16 protein-coding genes are annotated in these 16,655 nt (G+C 70.9%); 9 read left to right on the top strand and 7 right to left on the bottom strand.

The features are described from left to right. Window positions 1-16: 16 nt before the first annotated feature. Window positions 17-481 carry a hypothetical protein gene (locus ABIE45_RS22020; RefSeq protein WP_192708329.1) on the top strand — a complete coding sequence of 155 codons (465 nt, stop codon included), beginning with the start codon at window positions 17-19 and terminating at the stop codon, window positions 479-481. Window positions 482-520: 39 nt separating this feature from the next. On the opposite strand, the gene fae is transcribed toward ABIE45_RS22020, so the two are convergent. Together fae and ABIE45_RS22030 are read right to left on the bottom strand one after the other, a co-directional pair. Then, the gene (fae, locus tag ABIE45_RS22025; protein WP_020092273.1) at window positions 521-1,060 is read right to left on the bottom strand and encodes a formaldehyde-activating enzyme; all 540 of its coding nucleotides are present in this window, start codon (window positions 1,058-1,060) and stop codon (window positions 521-523) included. A gap of 62 nt (window positions 1,061-1,122) precedes the next feature. Next, a complete protein-coding gene (locus ABIE45_RS22030) occupies window positions 1,123-2,364 on the bottom strand; it encodes a divalent metal cation transporter (protein WP_192708328.1) in 1,242 nt (413 codons plus the stop codon). Between the two features lie 79 nt (window positions 2,365-2,443). Here ABIE45_RS22030 and ABIE45_RS22035 point away from each other — a divergent pair, with 79 nt between their 5' ends. Continuing rightward, a complete protein-coding gene (locus tag ABIE45_RS22035) occupies window positions 2,444-2,659 on the top strand; it encodes a hypothetical protein (RefSeq protein ID WP_192708327.1) in 216 nt (71 codons plus the stop codon). 18 nt (window positions 2,660-2,677) lie between these two features. Here the strand turns inward: ABIE45_RS22035 and ABIE45_RS22040 are convergent, their stop codons facing one another. Next, the gene (locus tag ABIE45_RS22040) at window positions 2,678-3,148 is read right to left on the bottom strand and encodes a hypothetical protein (RefSeq protein ID WP_192708326.1); all 471 of its coding nucleotides are present in this window, start codon (window positions 3,146-3,148) and stop codon (window positions 2,678-2,680) included. Window positions 3,149-3,384: 236 nt separating this feature from the next. Between ABIE45_RS22040 and lexA the strand changes: the two genes are divergently transcribed. After that, window positions 3,385-4,107, top strand: coding sequence for a transcriptional repressor LexA (gene lexA, locus ABIE45_RS22045; protein ID WP_192708325.1), 723 nt, complete (start codon window positions 3,385-3,387; stop codon window positions 4,105-4,107). Here lexA and ABIE45_RS22050 read toward each other — a convergent pair. After that, window positions 4,101-6,383, bottom strand: coding sequence for a ComEC/Rec2 family competence protein (locus tag ABIE45_RS22050; protein ID WP_192708324.1), 2,283 nt, complete (start codon window positions 6,381-6,383; stop codon window positions 4,101-4,103). The genes lexA and ABIE45_RS22050 overlap by 7 nt on opposite strands. A 173-nt stretch (window positions 6,384-6,556) precedes the next feature. Between ABIE45_RS22050 and gltX the strand changes: the two genes are divergently transcribed. From gltX to ABIE45_RS22065, 3 genes are all read left to right on the top strand, one after another. Next, on the top strand, window positions 6,557-7,984 hold the full coding sequence (gltX, locus tag ABIE45_RS22055; protein WP_192708323.1) for a glutamate--tRNA ligase: 1,428 nt from the start codon (window positions 6,557-6,559) through the stop codon (window positions 7,982-7,984). Window positions 7,985-8,364: 380 nt separating this feature from the next. Then, the gene (gene gltA / locus ABIE45_RS22060) at window positions 8,365-9,654 is read left to right on the top strand and encodes a citrate synthase (protein WP_192708322.1); all 1,290 of its coding nucleotides are present in this window, start codon (window positions 8,365-8,367) and stop codon (window positions 9,652-9,654) included. An 80-nt stretch (window positions 9,655-9,734) separates the two neighbouring features. Beyond that, entirely contained in the window at window positions 9,735-10,598 is an 864-nt protein-coding gene (locus ABIE45_RS22065) for a DNA-3-methyladenine glycosylase 2 family protein (RefSeq protein WP_192708476.1), read from the top strand. Window positions 10,599-11,185: 587 nt separating this feature from the next. Here ABIE45_RS22065 and parC read toward each other — a convergent pair. Both parC and recO read right to left on the bottom strand, forming a co-directional pair. Then, window positions 11,186-13,432 carry a DNA topoisomerase IV subunit A gene (gene parC / locus ABIE45_RS22070; RefSeq protein WP_192708321.1) on the bottom strand — a complete coding sequence of 749 codons (2,247 nt, stop codon included), beginning with the start codon at window positions 13,430-13,432 and terminating at the stop codon, window positions 11,186-11,188. Between the two features lie 250 nt (window positions 13,433-13,682). Next, window positions 13,683-14,402: a DNA repair protein RecO gene (gene recO / locus ABIE45_RS22075; RefSeq protein ID WP_192708320.1), complete on the bottom strand. Its 720-nt coding sequence runs from the start codon at window positions 14,400-14,402 to the stop codon at window positions 13,683-13,685. Between the two features lie 141 nt (window positions 14,403-14,543). Between recO and ABIE45_RS22080 the strand changes: the two genes are divergently transcribed. Together ABIE45_RS22080 and ABIE45_RS22085 are read left to right on the top strand one after the other, a co-directional pair. Beyond that, window positions 14,544-14,942: a hypothetical protein gene (locus ABIE45_RS22080; RefSeq protein ID WP_192708319.1), complete on the top strand. Its 399-nt coding sequence runs from the start codon at window positions 14,544-14,546 to the stop codon at window positions 14,940-14,942. A gap of 19 nt (window positions 14,943-14,961) precedes the next feature. Beyond that, window positions 14,962-15,657 carry a gamma-glutamylcyclotransferase gene (locus tag ABIE45_RS22085; RefSeq protein WP_192708318.1) on the top strand — a complete coding sequence of 232 codons (696 nt, stop codon included), beginning with the start codon at window positions 14,962-14,964 and terminating at the stop codon, window positions 15,655-15,657. 52 nt (window positions 15,658-15,709) lie between these two features. Here ABIE45_RS22085 and ABIE45_RS22090 read toward each other — a convergent pair whose 3' ends face one another. Further along, window positions 15,710-15,853, bottom strand: coding sequence for a hypothetical protein (locus ABIE45_RS22090; protein ID WP_192708317.1), 144 nt, complete (start codon window positions 15,851-15,853; stop codon window positions 15,710-15,712). A gap of 175 nt (window positions 15,854-16,028) precedes the next feature. Between ABIE45_RS22090 and ABIE45_RS22095 the strand changes: the two genes are divergently transcribed. Then, window positions 16,029-16,649 carry a hypothetical protein gene (locus ABIE45_RS22095; RefSeq protein WP_192708316.1) on the top strand — a complete coding sequence of 207 codons (621 nt, stop codon included), beginning with the start codon at window positions 16,029-16,031 and terminating at the stop codon, window positions 16,647-16,649. Window positions 16,650-16,655 lie beyond the last annotated feature (6 nt).

Genomic DNA, 16,655 nt, shown 5'->3' on the forward strand with positions numbered 1-16,655 from the left:
CGCGTAGAGTGCGGGGATGTCGAGCTTCGCCGTTCCGCGCCTTCTCCTCGCCGCCTGCGCGGCCCTGCCCCTCCTGGCGGAGGCCGCCCGGGCCGACAGCTGCGACGACCTCACCCGCCAGATCGCCGGCGCGATCGGCGGCAAGGTCGGCAAGCGCGCCGGCCCGAGCATCGACATCCGCATGGCCGGCCCGATCAAGTTCGACGTCACCTGCCGGGCCGAGCCGATCGTTCAGGCGACCTCCGCCGAGCCCGCCCCCTCGGCGACCTTCTTCCGCGATCTGTCGGTGGCCTCGGAGATCCTGATCGGCGAGTCCGCCGCCACCGTCGAGCCGATCATCACCAACGCCTACCGGACCTCGCTGGCGGAGCGGCGCAAGTCGTTCATCCAGCAGAACGGCTGGTCGGCCTCCTGCTACACCGACCCGGGCAGCAGCACGATGCGGACCCTCTGCTCGGTGGGGCGCATCCCGCCGGGATGAGGCGGACCTGAGCCGGCAGGATGCGTGGCGCGGGCCTGATCAGTACTCGATCACGCCGTCGAGCGCGTAGTGCTTCACCGTCTTCCGGTTGGCGATCAGCTCGTCCACCGTCGGCTCGCCCTTGAGGGCGCGGGCGATGGCGAGCTTCGTGGCCTCGTAGTTGGTCCGGTAGAGGTCCTTCTGGTCGAGGTTGTCGTCCTCGGCGCAGCGCTGATCGAGCCAGATCATGATGATCATGCACAGCTCGTCGAGCCCGTCCTTCGGCAGGATGCCCTCGATGATGCAGTCCACGATCGCGTCGCCAGTGGCGGCCTGGACCACGCCGCCGAGGAGCTCGGCATATTCGGCCGTGTGGATCGTGACCTTGGTGGTCATCATCGTGGCGGGGCGCACGAGCTGGTTGAGGTCGCGGACCACGAACATCCGCGTGTGGCCCTGGACCTGCCCCATCATCGAGGCGAAGGCCTGGCCGACGGGACCGCGCACCGAGCCGATCAGCACCTCCGGCATGGCGTCGGTGTACTGGCCCTCGGCCGCCAGCACCGTGGCCTCGCCCGTGCGGAACCAGATCTCTTGCATGTTCGAACTCCACCTGATCGGAGCCCGCGGGAGACATCATCGGAGGGCTTGCGTCAATCGCCTCAGAGCAGACCGACCCCGTCGAGCACGCCGACCAGCGCGAAGGCGATCGTCACGCCGGAGATGATGTAGACCACCCACTTGTAAGCCCCTGCCACGCGCTGTCCGTCGGGCAAGGCCCGGGTGGCGAGCAGGATCAGCAGGCCGAGCGCCAGGGGCAGGAGCAGGGCGTTCATCACCTCCACGGCGATGTTGAGCGCCACGAGGTTCGGCACGAGCTGCACGGCGAAGGCGCCCGCGGCGACCACGAGAGCGAAGGCGCCGTAGAAGGCCGGCGCCTCCCGGGGCGACTGCGCAAGGGAATGCGGCTTGCCCGTCACGTCGCCGAAGCCCCAGGCCAGCGCCAGCGCCACGACATTGAGCGCCACGAAGGCCGCCGCGGTGATGCCGACCCCGAACACCACCTGCCCGAGCCAGGGCCCCAAGGCCGGCGTGAAGGCGCTCGCGAGGTCACCGACGGTCTGGAGTCCGTCCTTCGTGCCCTGGCCGGCCTTGCCGATCGTGGCGGCCGCCGCGATCAGAATCGCCCCCATCACGCATTGCGAGATCACGGCACCCACGAGCGTGTCGAGCCGCGAACTCCGGGCGTGGTCCCAGCCGAGACCTTTGTCGACGATTGCCGATTGCTGGTAGAAGATCATCCACGGCATGATCACCGCGCCGATATTGGCGGCGATCAGTACCCGGTACTGGCCGTCCCCGAGCGGCATGTGCCCGAAGGAGGCGACGATCTCGGCCACGTTCGGCCGCGCCGCGATGGCGAGGCCGATGAAGACCAGCTCGAACAGGCCGACGACGATCGCCACCACCTCGACCCGCCGGTAGCTCCCGGTAAAGACCAGCGCGAGCAGCAGGATCGCTGGCAGTCCGAGGCTCACCAGCCGGGGCACCCCGAACAGGTCGCCGATGCCGGCAATGCCTGAGAATTCCGTCACGATGGCGCCGATCCCGGCCACCACGAGGCCGCCGTAGGAGATCCAGGCCCAGACCGGCCCGTAATGCGCCCGGATCAGCTCGCCGTGGCCGCGGCCGGTGGCGGTGCCGAGCCGCACCGTCAGCTCCTGAACGACGTAGAGAATCGGCACCAGCAGGATCTGCAGGAGCAGCAGCGAGTAGCCCCAGCGTGCGCCGCTCTGGGCCGCCGTGATCAGGCTGCCGACATCCGTGTCGGCGAGCATCACGACGAGTCCGGGGCCCGCGGTCTTGAGGAACGCGTTCAGGCGAGGCAGGGAAGCGCTTGGCACGGCTCGGGAACAGGCCCGGGCACGGCCGGTTCCGGCGGGCGCCTGCGGCGTTTTCCCGGGCAGGCGGGAGTAACGTGAGATGGTGGAGAGCGCGGATCGAAGCTCCGGCTGGAGCCTTCAGGCGAGCGCCGTGCCCGATGGGGTGCGTCTGGAACTCGCCCTGTCCGACCTGGGTGGAGGTCCGGTCACCGCCGCGATCGTGCTCGACCGGGCGGAGGCTCGGGCCTTTGCCCGCGCGCTGCTGGCCGCCGCCGGAGATGCGGCGGAACGGACTTTTCCGAAGCCGGGCGTTTGAGAGCCCGCCGCCGACGGATCAGCGCGGGCCGAGGCCCGGGTTGCGACCCGGAAGGCGCGGCACCACCGTGCCCCGCTTCTCGATCGGCGCGTCGCACGCGTAGGCGAACTCGGTCTTCAGCGGATCGAACACGGTCTCGCCGGTAATCCGGCAATCTTCCCGCACGGTCTCGTCGAGATAGGTGCGGGCGGCGGTGCGGAAGCGCTTCACCCGGGTCGCCGCCGGCTCGGGATCGATCCGGACCTCGCTCAGGTTGCAGCCGGCATATTCACGCAGAGCATTGGAGACGATGAGCATCCGGCGCAGCTGCCGGTTGTCGTAGACCTCATAGGGCTCCTTGCAGCCGATCGTGACCACCTGCGGGGTGAGCGCGACGTAGTTGCGTGAGATGTATGAGAACCCCGTGGTGCAGCCCGCGAGCGCCAGACCGAGGGAGGCCAGAGTCACGGCCGTCAAGGCGGGAGGCAGCAGAGCCGCGGGTCGTCGCATCCTCGTCATCCCAGCCCGATCTCAGCCCGCCCCGGCTCCGCCGCCCTGTCCGGCGGCGTGTGGGTGCATTGAAACGGCTCCGCTTGCGCCGTCAATTCGTTTCTGCCTCGGAGCGCGGCGCCAGCAGAAGCGTGGCCGTATAACGCTTGCGGAACACTTGCGGAACGTTTAACCTGTTCGTGATTTGTTTCCGAGACCGTCCCGAGGCGGTCCGCCAAGCCGCGAGGCCCCCTTCGATGCTCACGCGCAAGCAGCTGGACCTCCTGCGATTCATCCAGAGTCGCATGCAGGAATGCGGCGTTCCCCCCTCCTTCGACGAGATGAAGGATGCGCTCGATCTCAAGTCGAAATCGGGCATCCATCGTCTGATCACGGCTCTGGAGGAGCGCGGCTTCCTGCGGCGCCTTCCGAACCGGGCGCGGGCCATCGAGGTGATCCGCATTCCCGAGAGCCTGACGTCCCCGGCTGCCGCGGCGCCGGCGGAGCCGCGCCGCTTCACGCCGAGCGTGGTCGAGGGCGGCAAGTCCAAGCAGCCGCCGCTGCCCGCCAATGCCCGCATGATCGACGAGGCCGGCCGCGCCGTGTCGATCCCCGTCATGGGCCGGATCGCGGCCGGTACACCGGTCTCGGCGATCCAGAACCAGAGCCACGCCATCACCCTCTCGCCCGACTTCCTGGCCGGCGGCGAGCACTACGCCCTGGAGGTGCGCGGCGACTCGATGGTGGAGGCCGGCATCCTCGACGGCGACCTCGTGGTGATCCGCAAGCAGGACACCGCCAACACCGGCGACATCATCGTGGCCCTGATCGACGACGAGGAGGCGACGCTCAAGCGCCTGCGCCGCCGCGGCTCCTCGATCGCCCTGGAAGCCGCCAACCCGGCCTACGAGACCCGCGTCCTCGGTCCCGACAGGGTCCAGATCCAGGGTCGGCTCGTCAGCCTCGTCCGCCGCTACTGAAGCGGGGCGGCCGGCGCGTCGTCCGGAGCCGGGTTGGCGCCTGTCGGATCGCTCTCCGACGCGGCCATCCCTCCGGAGGCGTCCGCAGGAGGATCCGTCCCGGTCCGCGCAGCGGCGGCTGGGCCGGGCACCGCGCGGGCCCGCCAGGGGACCGTCCGCTGATCGGTCCGGGCGCCCTGTATCGCGAAGCCGTCCGGTCCGGCGCGCAGGGCCACGGCCCCGTGGCTGGCGAGGAAGCGGCGGTCGATGATGAGCGGGCCCGTGCAGGTCGGGGGCGCCGCAAGGCCCGTGATCAGCACGGTGGCCCGGGCGCAATCCTCCGGGAAGGCGCGCCGGTCGCGAACCAGGGCGACCGCCCGGCCGTCCGGCAGGATCGCGGTGCAGCCGAGCCGGTCGCAGCGCCCGCCCGCGGACGGGCGGCTCCGCTGCTCGGGTGTGCGGTTATCGCCGTCCGCCCTCAGCCATTGTTCCAGGACGAAGCCGGAGGGATGTCCGAGCGCCGAAAGGCGCCCGTCGGGACCCCGCACCGCGGCGCCTCCGCCCTGCCGGTCGATGTAGAGATCGTAGCGCTCCGGCAGGGCCGCGAGGCCGAGGCCGAGCAGGAGCGGCGGTAGGGCGAGCCAGCGCAGCCGCGAGACCGGGAGCGTCGCCAGCAGCAGCCCGGCCGTGAGCAATCCCAGCGCCCCGGTTCCGAACGCCGGCAGCACCAGCGTTGCCCGCTCGAACCCGGCGATCCATTCGGAGATCGCCAGCATCTCGCCGACTGCCTGGCCCATGAGCCACCAGATCGGCCGGTCGAGGGCCAACGGATAGGCGAGGATCCCGATCACCGCGGAGGGCATCACCACCAGGGAGACCAGAGGCAGCGTCAGCGCATTGCCGATCAGCCCGAACGGCTGGATTGTCTGGAAATGGTAGGTGGCGAAGGGGGCGGTGGCGATCTGCGCCACCAGGGTCGTCGCCAGCGTGCCGGTGACCGCCGACAGGCCGGTGCCGACGATCCGCCCGATCCGTCCCGCCCCGGGGCGCACGAACAGCCGTCCGTCGATCAGCCGCGCGCAGGCGATCAGCCCCGCCACCGCGCCGAATGACATCTGGAAGCTCGGGCCGAGCAGACCCTCGGGCTCGCGGGCCAGAGCGATCAGCGCGGCGAGCGCGAGATTGCGCATCGACAGGGCCGGCCGGTCCACCAGGATCGCGCCCAGCATGATCAGGGTCATGATCAGCGAGCGCTCGGCGGCGATGTCCCAGCCCGAGAAGGCACAGTAGGCAGTGACCCCGATCATCGCGAGGCCGGCCGCGATCTTCTTGATCGGCCAGACCAGCGCGCAATGGGGGATCAGCGCCAGGGCCGCGCGCACCAGCCAGAACACCACGCCCGCGGCCAGCACCATGTGCAGCCCCGAGATCGAGACCACGTGGTAGATGCCGGCGGCGCGCAGTGCGTCGTTGGTCGCCGGGCCGATCAGGCCGCGCTTGCCGGTCACCAGGGCCGCCGCCACCGCGCCCGCCTGGCCGCCCTCGGCCTGGGCGATCCGCCGGGTGAGCGCATTGCGGGCCTCGTCCAGCATGGCGGCGAGCCTGAGGCGCAGGGGCGGTGCGACCGACGGCGTCTCGATCCGGATCGCGCCGAGCAGCGAACCCACCGCGCCGATCCCCTGGAAATAGGCGTCCCGGGCGAAGTCGTAGCCGCCAGGGCGGGCCGCTTCGGGCGGCGGCAGCAGACGCGCGGTGGCGGTGATGACATCTCCAGGCCGCAGGGCCGGCGCCTTGCGGAACGAGACCCGCACGCGGGCGGGCCGCCGATCCGGCGCGAGGCCCGCGAAGGTCTCGACCCGGACGATCAGCCGGGCTCCGACCTCGCGCTCGTCCAGGGCCTCGATCATCCCGGTGAGCGGCCCGATCGTGGTCCGGGCGAGGATCGGGGCGGCCACCTGCGAGACCCGCCAGGTTGCCGCCGCGAAGCCGAGAAAGCCGGCCGCCACCGCGAGGGCGAGCGCCAGCGCCGCCGGTCGCGCGCCGAGAAACGGGATCGGCGCCACCGCGAGCGCCGCCCCGGCCAGCGGTGCGGCCAGGACCGGCGTGCCGTCGACGGCCGCGAAATAGACCAGGATCCCGGTGCCGAAGGCCACCGCCAGCCAGGGGAACAGGCGGCGCTGCTCGGCTTCCCGGCGGAGGCCCCCGGCGATCCAGGCACCGATCGCCGGCCGGGCCAGGGCGCGCGGGCCCGGCAGCGCCACCGCGCTCCCCGCTGCCCTCGCGCCGATCCGCCGCATTGCCGCCGCCCCGATCCGCGCGACCTGTGCGGACGGTCGAGCGATTCCTCCGACGATTCTTAACGCACTGCCGGCCTCGTGCTACAGCCGGTGCTTCGTGCTACGGGCGCCGTGTCGAGCCCTCGCCGCTCTCCGCCTCCGCTCCGCGACCCGCCCCCGAACACACCGGACCGATGTCCTCAGCCGTCGTCACGCGCTTCGCCCCCTCGCCCACCGGCTACCTCCATATCGGCGGGGCCCGCACGGCGTTGTTCAACTGGCTCTACGCCCGCCACACCGGCGGCACGATGCTGCTGCGCATCGAGGACACTGACCGGGAGCGCTCCACCAAGGGCGCGATCGACGCGATCCTCGACGGACTCACGTGGCTCGGCCTCGACTGGGACGGCGACGTGGTCTTCCAGTTCGCCCGCGCCGAGCGCCATCGTGCCGTCGCCGAGGAACTGCTGGCCGCCGGCCGCGCCTATCATTGCTACGCCACCGCCGAGGAACTCACGCAGATGCGCGAGACCGCCCGCGCGGAGGGCCGCGCGCCCCGCTATGACGGCCGCTGGCGCGACCGCGACCCGTCCGAGGCGCCCGCCGGGGTGAAGCCGGTGATCCGCCTGCGCGCGCCGGTCGAGGGCGAGACCGTGGTCGAGGACGCCGTCCAGGGCCGGGTGACCTGGGCCAACAAGGACCTCGACGATCTCGTCCTCCTGCGCTCGGACGGGACACCGACCTACATGCTCGCCGTCGTGGTCGATGACCACGACATGGGCGTCACGCAGATCATCCGCGGCGACGACCACCTCACCAACGCGGCCCGCCAGAGCCAGATCTTCTCGGCGCTCGGCTGGGACATTCCCCGGATGGCCCATATCCCGCTGATCCACGGGGCCGATGGGGCCAAGCTCTCGAAGCGCCACGGTGCACTGGGCGTCGAGGCCTACCGCGATCTCGGCTACCTGCCGGCGGCCCTGCGCAACTACCTCGTGCGGCTGGGCTGGAGCCACGGCGACCAGGAAGTCTTCTCGACGGACGAGATGATCGCGGCCTTCGGCCTCGGATCGGTCGGGCGCTCCGCGGCGCGGTTCGATTTCGCCAAGCTCGCCAACCTCAACGGCCTCTACATCCGCACCAGTGCCGATTCCGACCTCGTGGCGGCGATCGAGACCATCCTGCCGAATGTCGGCGCCGAGCGCGGCCTGTCGGCGCCGCTGCAGCCCGATCTCAAGGACAAGCTCATCCAGGCCATGCCGGGGCTGAAGGAGCGGGCGAAGACGCTGATCGAGCTCCTCGACAGCGCCTATTACCTGTACGCGCAGCGCCCCCTGGCGCTGGACGACAAGGCCCGCGCCCTCCTCACCGACGAGGGCCGCGCGCGGCTCGCCGGCGTGCGCCCGGCGCTCGAGGCCCTGCCTGCGTGGAGCGCGGCGTCGACCGAGGACGCGGTGCGTCAGTACGCCGAGAAGGCCGGCTGCAAGCTCGGGCAGGTGGCCCAGCCCCTGCGCGCGGCGCTCACCGGCCGCACCACCTCCCCGCCCCTGTTCGACGTGATGGCGGTGCTCGGTCGGGACGAGACCCTCGCGCGCCTCGGCGATCAGGCGCCGCAGGGCTGAGGTGAGCGGGCGGGTGGGATGACGCCTGCGCCGCATGCCCCCGAAACGAGAACCAAGCCGCGCCCAGCAGGGCTCAAAGACGGCACTCCGGACGAACGGCGCGGTTGTTGCGTGCCGCAATCGGCCGCGCCGCCGCGAGCCTGCAGCCCGGTCTCCATACGTGCCCGGGAACCCTGCGCCCCGGCCCGGATTTCGCTTGGTGGAATTTGCTTGGCGTCGGGGTCCGGTTGTCACCGACCCCGTTGCTGCTGCAGTGCCGTTTGGGTAACCCATGCCTGTGAGCACCCGCAGCATAATGCGTGGTGCTCAGGCCCCCCGGACCGACTCAGGGGAGCCCGAGGCCGGCATCCGCCACGTCGCCAGAGAAGGGTCCACGATCCATGAGCGCACCCAGCACCATCACCGTGGACGGCAAGTCGATCGAACTGCCGGTGAAAACCGGCACGATCGGGCCGGACGTGATCGATATCGGCAAGCTCTACGCCCAGACCGGCGCCTTCACCTTCGACCCGGGCTTCACCTCGACCGCTTCGTGCGAATCGAAGATCACCTACATCGACGGTGACGAGGGCGTGCTGCTCTACCGCGGCTACCCGATCGAGCAGCTCGCCGAGAAGGGCGACTTCCTCGAGACCTGCTACCTGATGCTGTTCGGCGCCCTGCCGACCGCCGCCCAGCGGGCCGACTTCGAGTACCGGGTCACGCGCCACACCATGGTGCACGACCAGATGAACCGGTTCTTCACCGGCTTCCGCCGCGACGCGCACCCGATGGCCGTCATGGTCGCCTCGGTGGGCGCCCTCTCGGCCTTCTACCACGACTCGACCGACATCACGGACGAGAGCCAGCGGCTGATCGCGTCGATCCGCATGATCGCCAAGATGCCGACGCTCGCCGCGATGGCCTACAAGTACTCGATCGGCCAGCCGTTCGTGTATCCGAAGAACGACCTCGACTACACGTCGAACTTCCTGCGCATGTGCTACGCGGTGCCGTGCGAGGAGTACGAGGTGAACCCGGTTTTCGCCCGGGCGCTCGACAAGATCTTCATCCTGCACGCCGACCACGAGCAGAACGCGTCGACCTCGACGGTGCGGCTCGCAGGCTCATCCGGCGCCAACCCCTTCGCCTGCATCGCGGCCGGCATCGCCTGCCTGTGGGGCCCGGCCCATGGCGGCGCCAACGAGGCGGCGCTCAAGATGCTGATGGAGATCGGCACCCCGGAGAACGTCGGGAAGTACGTCGCCAAGGCCAAGGACAAGAACGACCCGTTCCGCCTGATGGGCTTCGGCCACCGGGTCTACAAGAACTACGACCCGCGCGCCCGGATCATGCAGAGCACCACCCACCAGGTGCTGAAGGAGCTCGGCAAGACCGACGATCCGCTGCTCCACGTCGCCATGGAGCTGGAGCAGATCGCCCTCAAGGACGAGTACTTCATCGAGAAGAAGCTCTACCCGAACATCGATTTCTACTCGGGCATCACCCTCAAGGCGATGGGTTTCCCGACCGACATGTTCACCGTGCTGTTCGCGGTGGCCCGCACGGTCGGCTGGATCGCCCAGTGGGCCGAGATGATCGAGGACCCGTCACAGAAGATCGGCCGCCCGCGCCAGCTCTACGTGGGGCCGGCGCAGCGCGACTACGTGGCGGTGGACCAGCGCGGCTGAGGCGGGACCTGTCGCGGGACGCGACCAGCGGGGCGGCCGAGAGGCCGCCCTTCGTATTTGCGGAGGCGAACGCGCTCCGCCTGTCCTATCGACCGCCCTACGACTGGGCGGCGATCCGCGCATTCCTGGCCAAGCGGGCGATCCCGGGCGTCGAGACGACGGATCCCGCGGCCTACGCGCGCACGATCAGCGTCGCGGGGCGGCACGGGCTCCTGACGGTGGCGCCCGGCGCGGATTGCCTGCACGTCGCGCTGCGCGGCGTCGAGGCCGCGCACGCCGAAGCTGTCGGCGGGCGCCTGCGCCGCCTGTTCGACTGCGACGCCGATCCCGGCGCCATCGCGACCTGCCTCGCCGGGGATCCGGTCCTGGCCCCGCTCGTCGCCGCGCGGCCGGGATTGCGCCTGCCGGGGGCGTGGGACCCGTTCGAGACCGGCTGTCGGGCGATCCTCGGCCAGCAGGTGTCGGTGGCGGCCGCGATTGGGCTGGCCGGCAAGCTGGTGGCGGCGTTCGGCGCACCCCTCGCGGAGCCGATGGGCGGCCTGACCCACGTCTTTCCCGCGCCGGCGGACCTGGTCGAGGCGGATGTCGCCCTGGCGCTCAACATGCCGCGGGCCCGTGGCGCGGCGATCCGGGCGCTGGCCGCGGCGGCGCTGGCCGACCCGGACCTGTTCGTCCCGGCCGAGTCGCTGGAGGCCGCGGTGCTCCGCTTCACGGCGATCCGCGGGATCGGTCCCTGGACGGCGCAGTACATCGCCATGCGGGCGCTCAAGCTGCCCGATGCCCTGCCGGTGGGTGATGTCGGGCTGTCGCGGGCGCTGGAAAGCGGCACCGGGCGTCCGACCGCGGCTGCGCTCCTGGCTCGGGCCCAGGCGTGGCGGCCATTCCGGGCCTACGCGGCACAGCACCTCTGGGCGGCGGATGAGGCGGTCGTGAAGGGGCGGTGAGGCGGGCGGTAGGCTTCCTTTCCCGCATGGCGAGGCCGGATTAATTTGAGGGCCAGCCGGGGGGCTTGGTTGATGTCGGACGTGGACGAGGACGCGCGCGACAAGCTTGTCGCGAATGAGCGCATCAAATTCTCCGCCACTTATGCCAACGGCCTTGCCGTGGCGATCTTTGCCCTGGGCGGCTTCGCGCCGTGCATATCGACCGCCCGATCGGACCGTCCGCACTTCGCGCCCGTACTCGTTACGATGGTACTTTGCTGGATTATGCGTGGCGCCATACATTGGGGTGTGAGGCACGCGCTTCGGGATCTTCTCCCATGACGACAGCCCAGTTCCTCCTCCTGCTCGCTGTCCCGTTTGGCGGCGGTGTGTTGGCCTTTGGTGCGCTCTGGCTCGATCAGCGTTCGCACTGAGACAGGGTTTGTCTCACCCGCGCCCTCATCCTGAGGTGCCGGAGCAGTAGCGGAGGCCGCGAAGGAGGCCTCCAGCCGGCCGCGCGATCCCTGGAGTCCTCCTTCGAGGCCCGCTGACGCGGGCACCTCAGGATGAGGCGGTGGGTTGGAAGCCCGTTACTTCCTAACCCCGCGTCACCGCCCGAACCGCTCGAACTTCGGGAAGCTGCGCGCCATCATCAGCCCGACCTCGGCCCGGTGGCCGAGCCACTTCTCCAGCACCGACACGTTGGCGAGCCGGCCCTCCGGAGAGCCGTCCTGCCAGGGCAAGCCGTCCGTCAGCTTGAAGACGTGCGCGTCCAGGAGCCCGCCGCTGCGGCAGCGCTGGAGCCGGACGCCCTTGCCGCGGGCGAGTTCGGCCACCTCGGAGATCGGGAAGATCAAGAGCAGCTTCTCGGTGTTGACCACCGCCACGTGGTCGCCGTCCGCCGGCACCAGCACGGCCGCTTTGGCGTCGCCGTCGAGGCCGAGCACGCTCTTGCCCTTGCGGGTGTTGGCTACGAGCGCGTCGGCGGGCGCCACGAAGCCGCGTCCGTCAGAGCCCGCGATCAGCAGCTTGGTCTCCGGCCGGTAGGGCAGCGCCGCCACGATCTCGGTGCCGTCGTCGAGGTCGGCCATCAGCCGCACCGGGTCGCCGAAGCCGCGGCCGCCCGGCAGCTTCGAGGCCTCCAGCGTGAACACCTTGCCGTTGGTGGCGAGCAGCAGGATCTTCTGCGTTGTCTCGGTCGGGAAGGCGATCTTCAGGGTGTCGTCGCCCTTGAACGCCACCCCGGACAGGTCTGCCACGTGGCCCTTGAGCGCCCGGATCCAGCCCTTGGTGGAGACGATCACGGTGATCGGCTCGCGCTCCACCAGTGCCGCCGTGAAGTCGATGCCGCCGACATCCGGCGGGCTCGCCAGCGTCGTGCGGCGCTTACCCAGCTTGGTCTCGGGCCCGAAGGTCTTCTTCACGGCGCGGATCTGCGCCTGAATCGCTTTCCACTGCGCCGGCTCGGAGGCGAGCAGCGCGTCGATCTCGGCCTTCTCGGCGGTGAGCGCCTCGAACTCGCGCTTCAGCTCCATCTCCTCCAGCTTGCGCAACGATCGCAGGCGGGTGTCGAGGATGGCGTTGGCCTGAAGCTCGGTCAGCTCGAACCGGGCCATGAGGGCGGCCTTCGGCTCGTCCTCCTCGCGGATGATGCGGATCACCTCGTCGAGGTCGAGATAGACGATGAGCAGGCCGCCGAGGATCTCCAGGCGCCGGTCGATCTGGCCCAGGCGGTAGCGCGAGCGGCGCTGCAGCACCACGCGGCGGTGGTCGACCCATTCCCGCAGGCACTCGGCGAGCCCGATCACCTTCGGCACGAGGCCGCCGACCAGGACGTTGAGGTTAAGGGGGATCCGCGCCTCCAGCTCGGTGAGCCGGAACAGCGATTCCATCAGGATGACCGGGTCGACCGTCCGCGAGCGCGGCTCGAGCACCACGCGCACGTCCTCGGCCGATTCGTCTCGCACGTCGGCCAAGAGCGGCAGCTTCTTCTCCTGGAGGAGCTCGGCCATCTTCTCGATCAGCCGGCCCTTCGGGATGCCGTACGGAATCTCGGTGACGACGATGTTCCACGTGCCGCGGCCGAGATCTTCCTTGGCCCAGCGGGCGCGAACCCGGAAGGCGCCGCGGCCGGTCCGGTAGGCCTCGGCGATCGACTCGGCCGAATCGACCAGGATGCCGCCGGTGGGGAAGTCGGGCCCCTGTACGAACTTGGCGAGCTGACCCGATGTCGCCTCGGGGTGGTTGATCAGGTAGAGCGCCGCGTCGCACAGCTCGGCGGCGTTGTGCGGCGGGATCGAGGTCGCCATGCCGACCGCGATGCCCTGGCTGCCATTGGCCAGGAGGTTCGGGAAGGCCGCCGGCAGAACGATCGGCTCCTCCTTCTCGCCGTTGTACGACGGGCGGAAATCGACCGTGTCCTCGTCGATCCCGTCGAGGAGCAGGCGCGCGACCTCGGTGAGCCGCGCCTCGGTGTAGCGGTAGGCGGCGGGCCCATCGCCGTCGATGTTGCCGAAATTGCCCTGGCCGTCGACCAGCGGGTAGCGCTGGGCGAAATCCTGGGAGAGCCGCACCAGCGCGTCGTAGATCGCCTGGTCGCCGTGGGGGTGGAAGTCGCCCATCACGTCGCCGACGATCTTGGCGCATTTCTTGTGCGCCGTGTTCGGGTCGAGCCGGAGCAGCCGCATGCCGTACAGGATGCGCCGGTGCACGGGCTTCAGCCCGTCGCGGGCATCCGGCAGGGCGCGGTGCATGATCGTGGAGAGCGCGTAGGCGAGGTAGCGCTCCTCCAGGGCGGATTTCAGCTCGACGCTCTCGATTCCGTCGCCGGACGGCGGCTCGAAGGGCTGGCCCATGACGGCTCCTGTCTCAGGGCGGGGCCGCCGAACGGCCGCGCCACCTCATGCAGCAATCCGTCATTCCGGGGCGCGGGAGGCGAGTCCGGAATCCAGACCCGCCTGCCCTGCGGGAGGAGACGGACGATCCTGCCGGGCCGCGTGCGCTTCTGGATTCCGGGCTTCGCTTCGCGGCCCCGGAATGACGGGTTTGTGTGTCTCGGGTCGAGCGGCGCTCAAGCCCGGACGTGTTTGGAACAGAACGCGAACATTACTCGGCCTCGCGGCCGAGCGCAACGAATCGCTCCCGCTCCTCGGGCGGCCCGAGGCCGCGGGGCCCCCAGACGTGCCGGTCGAGGAAGTACCCCGTCAAGGTAAACCCTTGTGCAATGCCGTCCGGACCCGGGGACCCGCCCGCATGCAGGAAGGTCGGGAGCGCCAGCAGGCGGTCCCGGTAGGGCTCGCCCGCCGAGGCGCTGACCGCCCGGCCGCTCTTCGGCGAGACATAGGCCAGGGCGTCGTTGCCGCCGGTGGCCGCGCAGGCGGTCAGGTCGAGGCCGAAGCCGAGTTCCGACAGGATTGCCAGCTCGAAGCGCACCATCAGGGGCGGGGCGATCGCCGGGTCGTCGAGATGCTCCACGAGGATCCCGGCCGCCTCGTAGAGCGCCGGATGCGGGTCGCGCTCGGGGAGGAGCCGCAGCAGGGCCGCCATGTGGTTCATGCCGTAGAGGGCGAGGCTCGACCCGATCAGCCGGGAGAGCTGCGACTCGAGGGGTTCCACCGCGTAGGAGCCGAGGCCGTCGTCGAGGCGTGCCCGCCACGTCAGCCGCACCCGGTTGCCGGGCTGCAGCACCGGCTGCATCCGGCGCGAGCGCCCGCCATGCACGAGGCCGAGATGGCGCCCATGGGCTTCGGTCATCGCCTCCAGGATGACGCCGGTCTCCCCGTGCCGGCGCAGGCCGAGCACCAGGGCGTCGTCGGTCCATTGCATCGAGCGTCGCGTCGCGGCGTGAGAGGGGCGCGGCGCGCCGGACGCGCACCGCTTGGTCTCTTCCATATAGGAAGCCGCGGCGTCCGGCGCTGCCCGCCCGCCGTCCAGCTTCGGGCAGCCTTCGCCCGCTAGCGATGAGCGATGCCCCGCCTCGCCCTCGCCAGTGTCCTTGTCCTCGTCGCCCTCGGTGCGCAGGCCGCCCCGCGGGCACCGAAGCCCGCGCCGAAGGCAGCGCCGTCCCCGGCCCTCCTCCAGCGGATCGCCGCCCTGGCGCTGAAGCAGGTCGCGTTCGGTTCGGTCTCGCTGCTGCCGGTGCGGTTCGAGGGCAGCCGGATCGCCGGGCCGATCGAGGATGGCGGCCGCGTGATCTACTGCGTGTCGGGCCGGATGTACGGCCGGACCTTCGGCAAGCCCGAGCGCCCGAAGGTGGCGTTGCGCTACGCGAGCGACCGGCTCACGGTGCTCGATGATGACGAGGTCTGCACGGGTCACCGCACCCGCCCCTTCCCGGAGCTCGACGCGCTGGGCAACAAGCCCTGAGGCCGCCGCGTTGAGGGCCATGCCCTCCGCGCCCACCCGCACCCTCGACCTCAGCCTGGACCTGATCGCCCGCGCCCATTCCGTCCCGATCCCCGACGACCCGAGCGCCCTCGAAGTTCTCTCGGATGCGGAGCTGCGCCCGGGGCTCGATGCGATCGTCGCCGGGCGTGAGGGCAGCGACCTGTGGGTCTTCGCCTACGGCTCGCTGATGTGGAACCCGGAATTTCCGGTGGCCGAGCGCCGGATCGGGACGGTGCGCGGCTTCCACCGCCGGTTCTGCCTGCTCCAGCGCCGGTTCCGCGGTACGCCGGAGCGGCCGGGCTTCGTCCTGGCCCTGGACCGCGGCGGCCTGTGCCGAGGCGTGGCCTTCCGCCTGCCCGGCATGGAGATCCGCGAGGCCCTGATGCCGGTCTGGCGCCGCGAGATGCGCGGCCGCGGCTACGTCGCCCGCTGGCTGCCGGTCGCCACCGAGGCCGGGACCGTCTCGGCCCTGACCTTCCTGGCCAACCGCACCAGCGACCGCTACGCCGGCCGCCTGTCGGACGCCGAGATCGCCGAGAAGATCGCCGCCGCCTGCGGGCATAAGGGGCCGAGCGCCGAGTACCTGTTCCGGACCGTCGAGGCCTGCGAGCGCCTCGGCATCCGCGACCGGCATCTCTGGAGCCTTCAGGCCCTGGTGGCCGCGCGGCTCAGGGCCTGCGCGCCGGCGGCGTGAGCCCGTCTCCCGTCCGTGGCGTCGGTGCAGCCGTCATCGCGCGCGCAGCGGCTCAGGCCCAGGCCCGCTTCATCGCGATCACGACACGGCTACCGCCATGCTCGGCATCCGGATTGCGCGGCTCCCGGATGCCGGGGGCGCGGCCGGTGGTGACGTAGACCAGAAGGGTGAGGGCGAGCAGGATCTTCGTGCGCATGGCGACGCTCAAGCTTGAGCGACGGTGCATAGAATCGATCGATTTTTACGGAGTTGCTGCAACGCACGCGGGTGCGCTCGCGATGCAGTTCTCGCATTTGTGGTGAACGGAGGGTTGCGGCAGGGCCGCGATCGTCTATGCCGCCGGCCCGGGATGTCCACAGGCGGAGGATGGGATGCGGCTCCGGATCGGCGTGGCCCTGGCGGTCGTGGTGATTGCCGTCGCAGCCCTCCTGGCTGGACCGCTGAGCCGCGGCGACAGGCTGTCGGACATCGTCACCGGGCGGACGCCGCTGCTGGCCGGCGCCACCCGGGCGTCCGGGGGCAGTGCGGACCTGTCCGGCACGGCAGCCCTCGGCACGGACCAGCGTCCGGTGACCCTGCACGTCGCCTGCGATCCGGGCGGCGCCGGACTGTCGGCGGCGCTGATCGTGCCCCGCTTCGCCGAGCTGGCGCCGCGCTTCGACTTCGCGGGGCTCGAAGGCGGCAGCACGGCGCCGCTCACCGGGATCCTGGTCTCCAGCGCCGGCAGCGTCCGCTCGGTGCGGATGCCGGTTCAGGGCGCGGCGGCCGGGGCGGATGCAGGCTTCACCCTGACGGTGGCGGGAGCCCACCGCGGCGAGGATCCGCTGCGCGGCGTCGCCCTGGCCCTCACCCAGCCCGGGACCAAGCTCACCTGGACGCAGGCGAGCCCGCGGAGCGATGATCCGGCCCTGACGGCGACGGTCACGGTGGCGGAAGCCGATGCCGCGACGCTGAAGGGCGCGCTGGCCGGCTGCCTCGCGGCGCCGTTCTGAGGCGCC

Source organism: Methylobacterium sp. OAE515 (genome assembly GCF_041806315.1).
Taxonomy (GTDB): Bacteria; Pseudomonadota; Alphaproteobacteria; order Rhizobiales; family Beijerinckiaceae; genus Methylobacterium; species Methylobacterium tardum.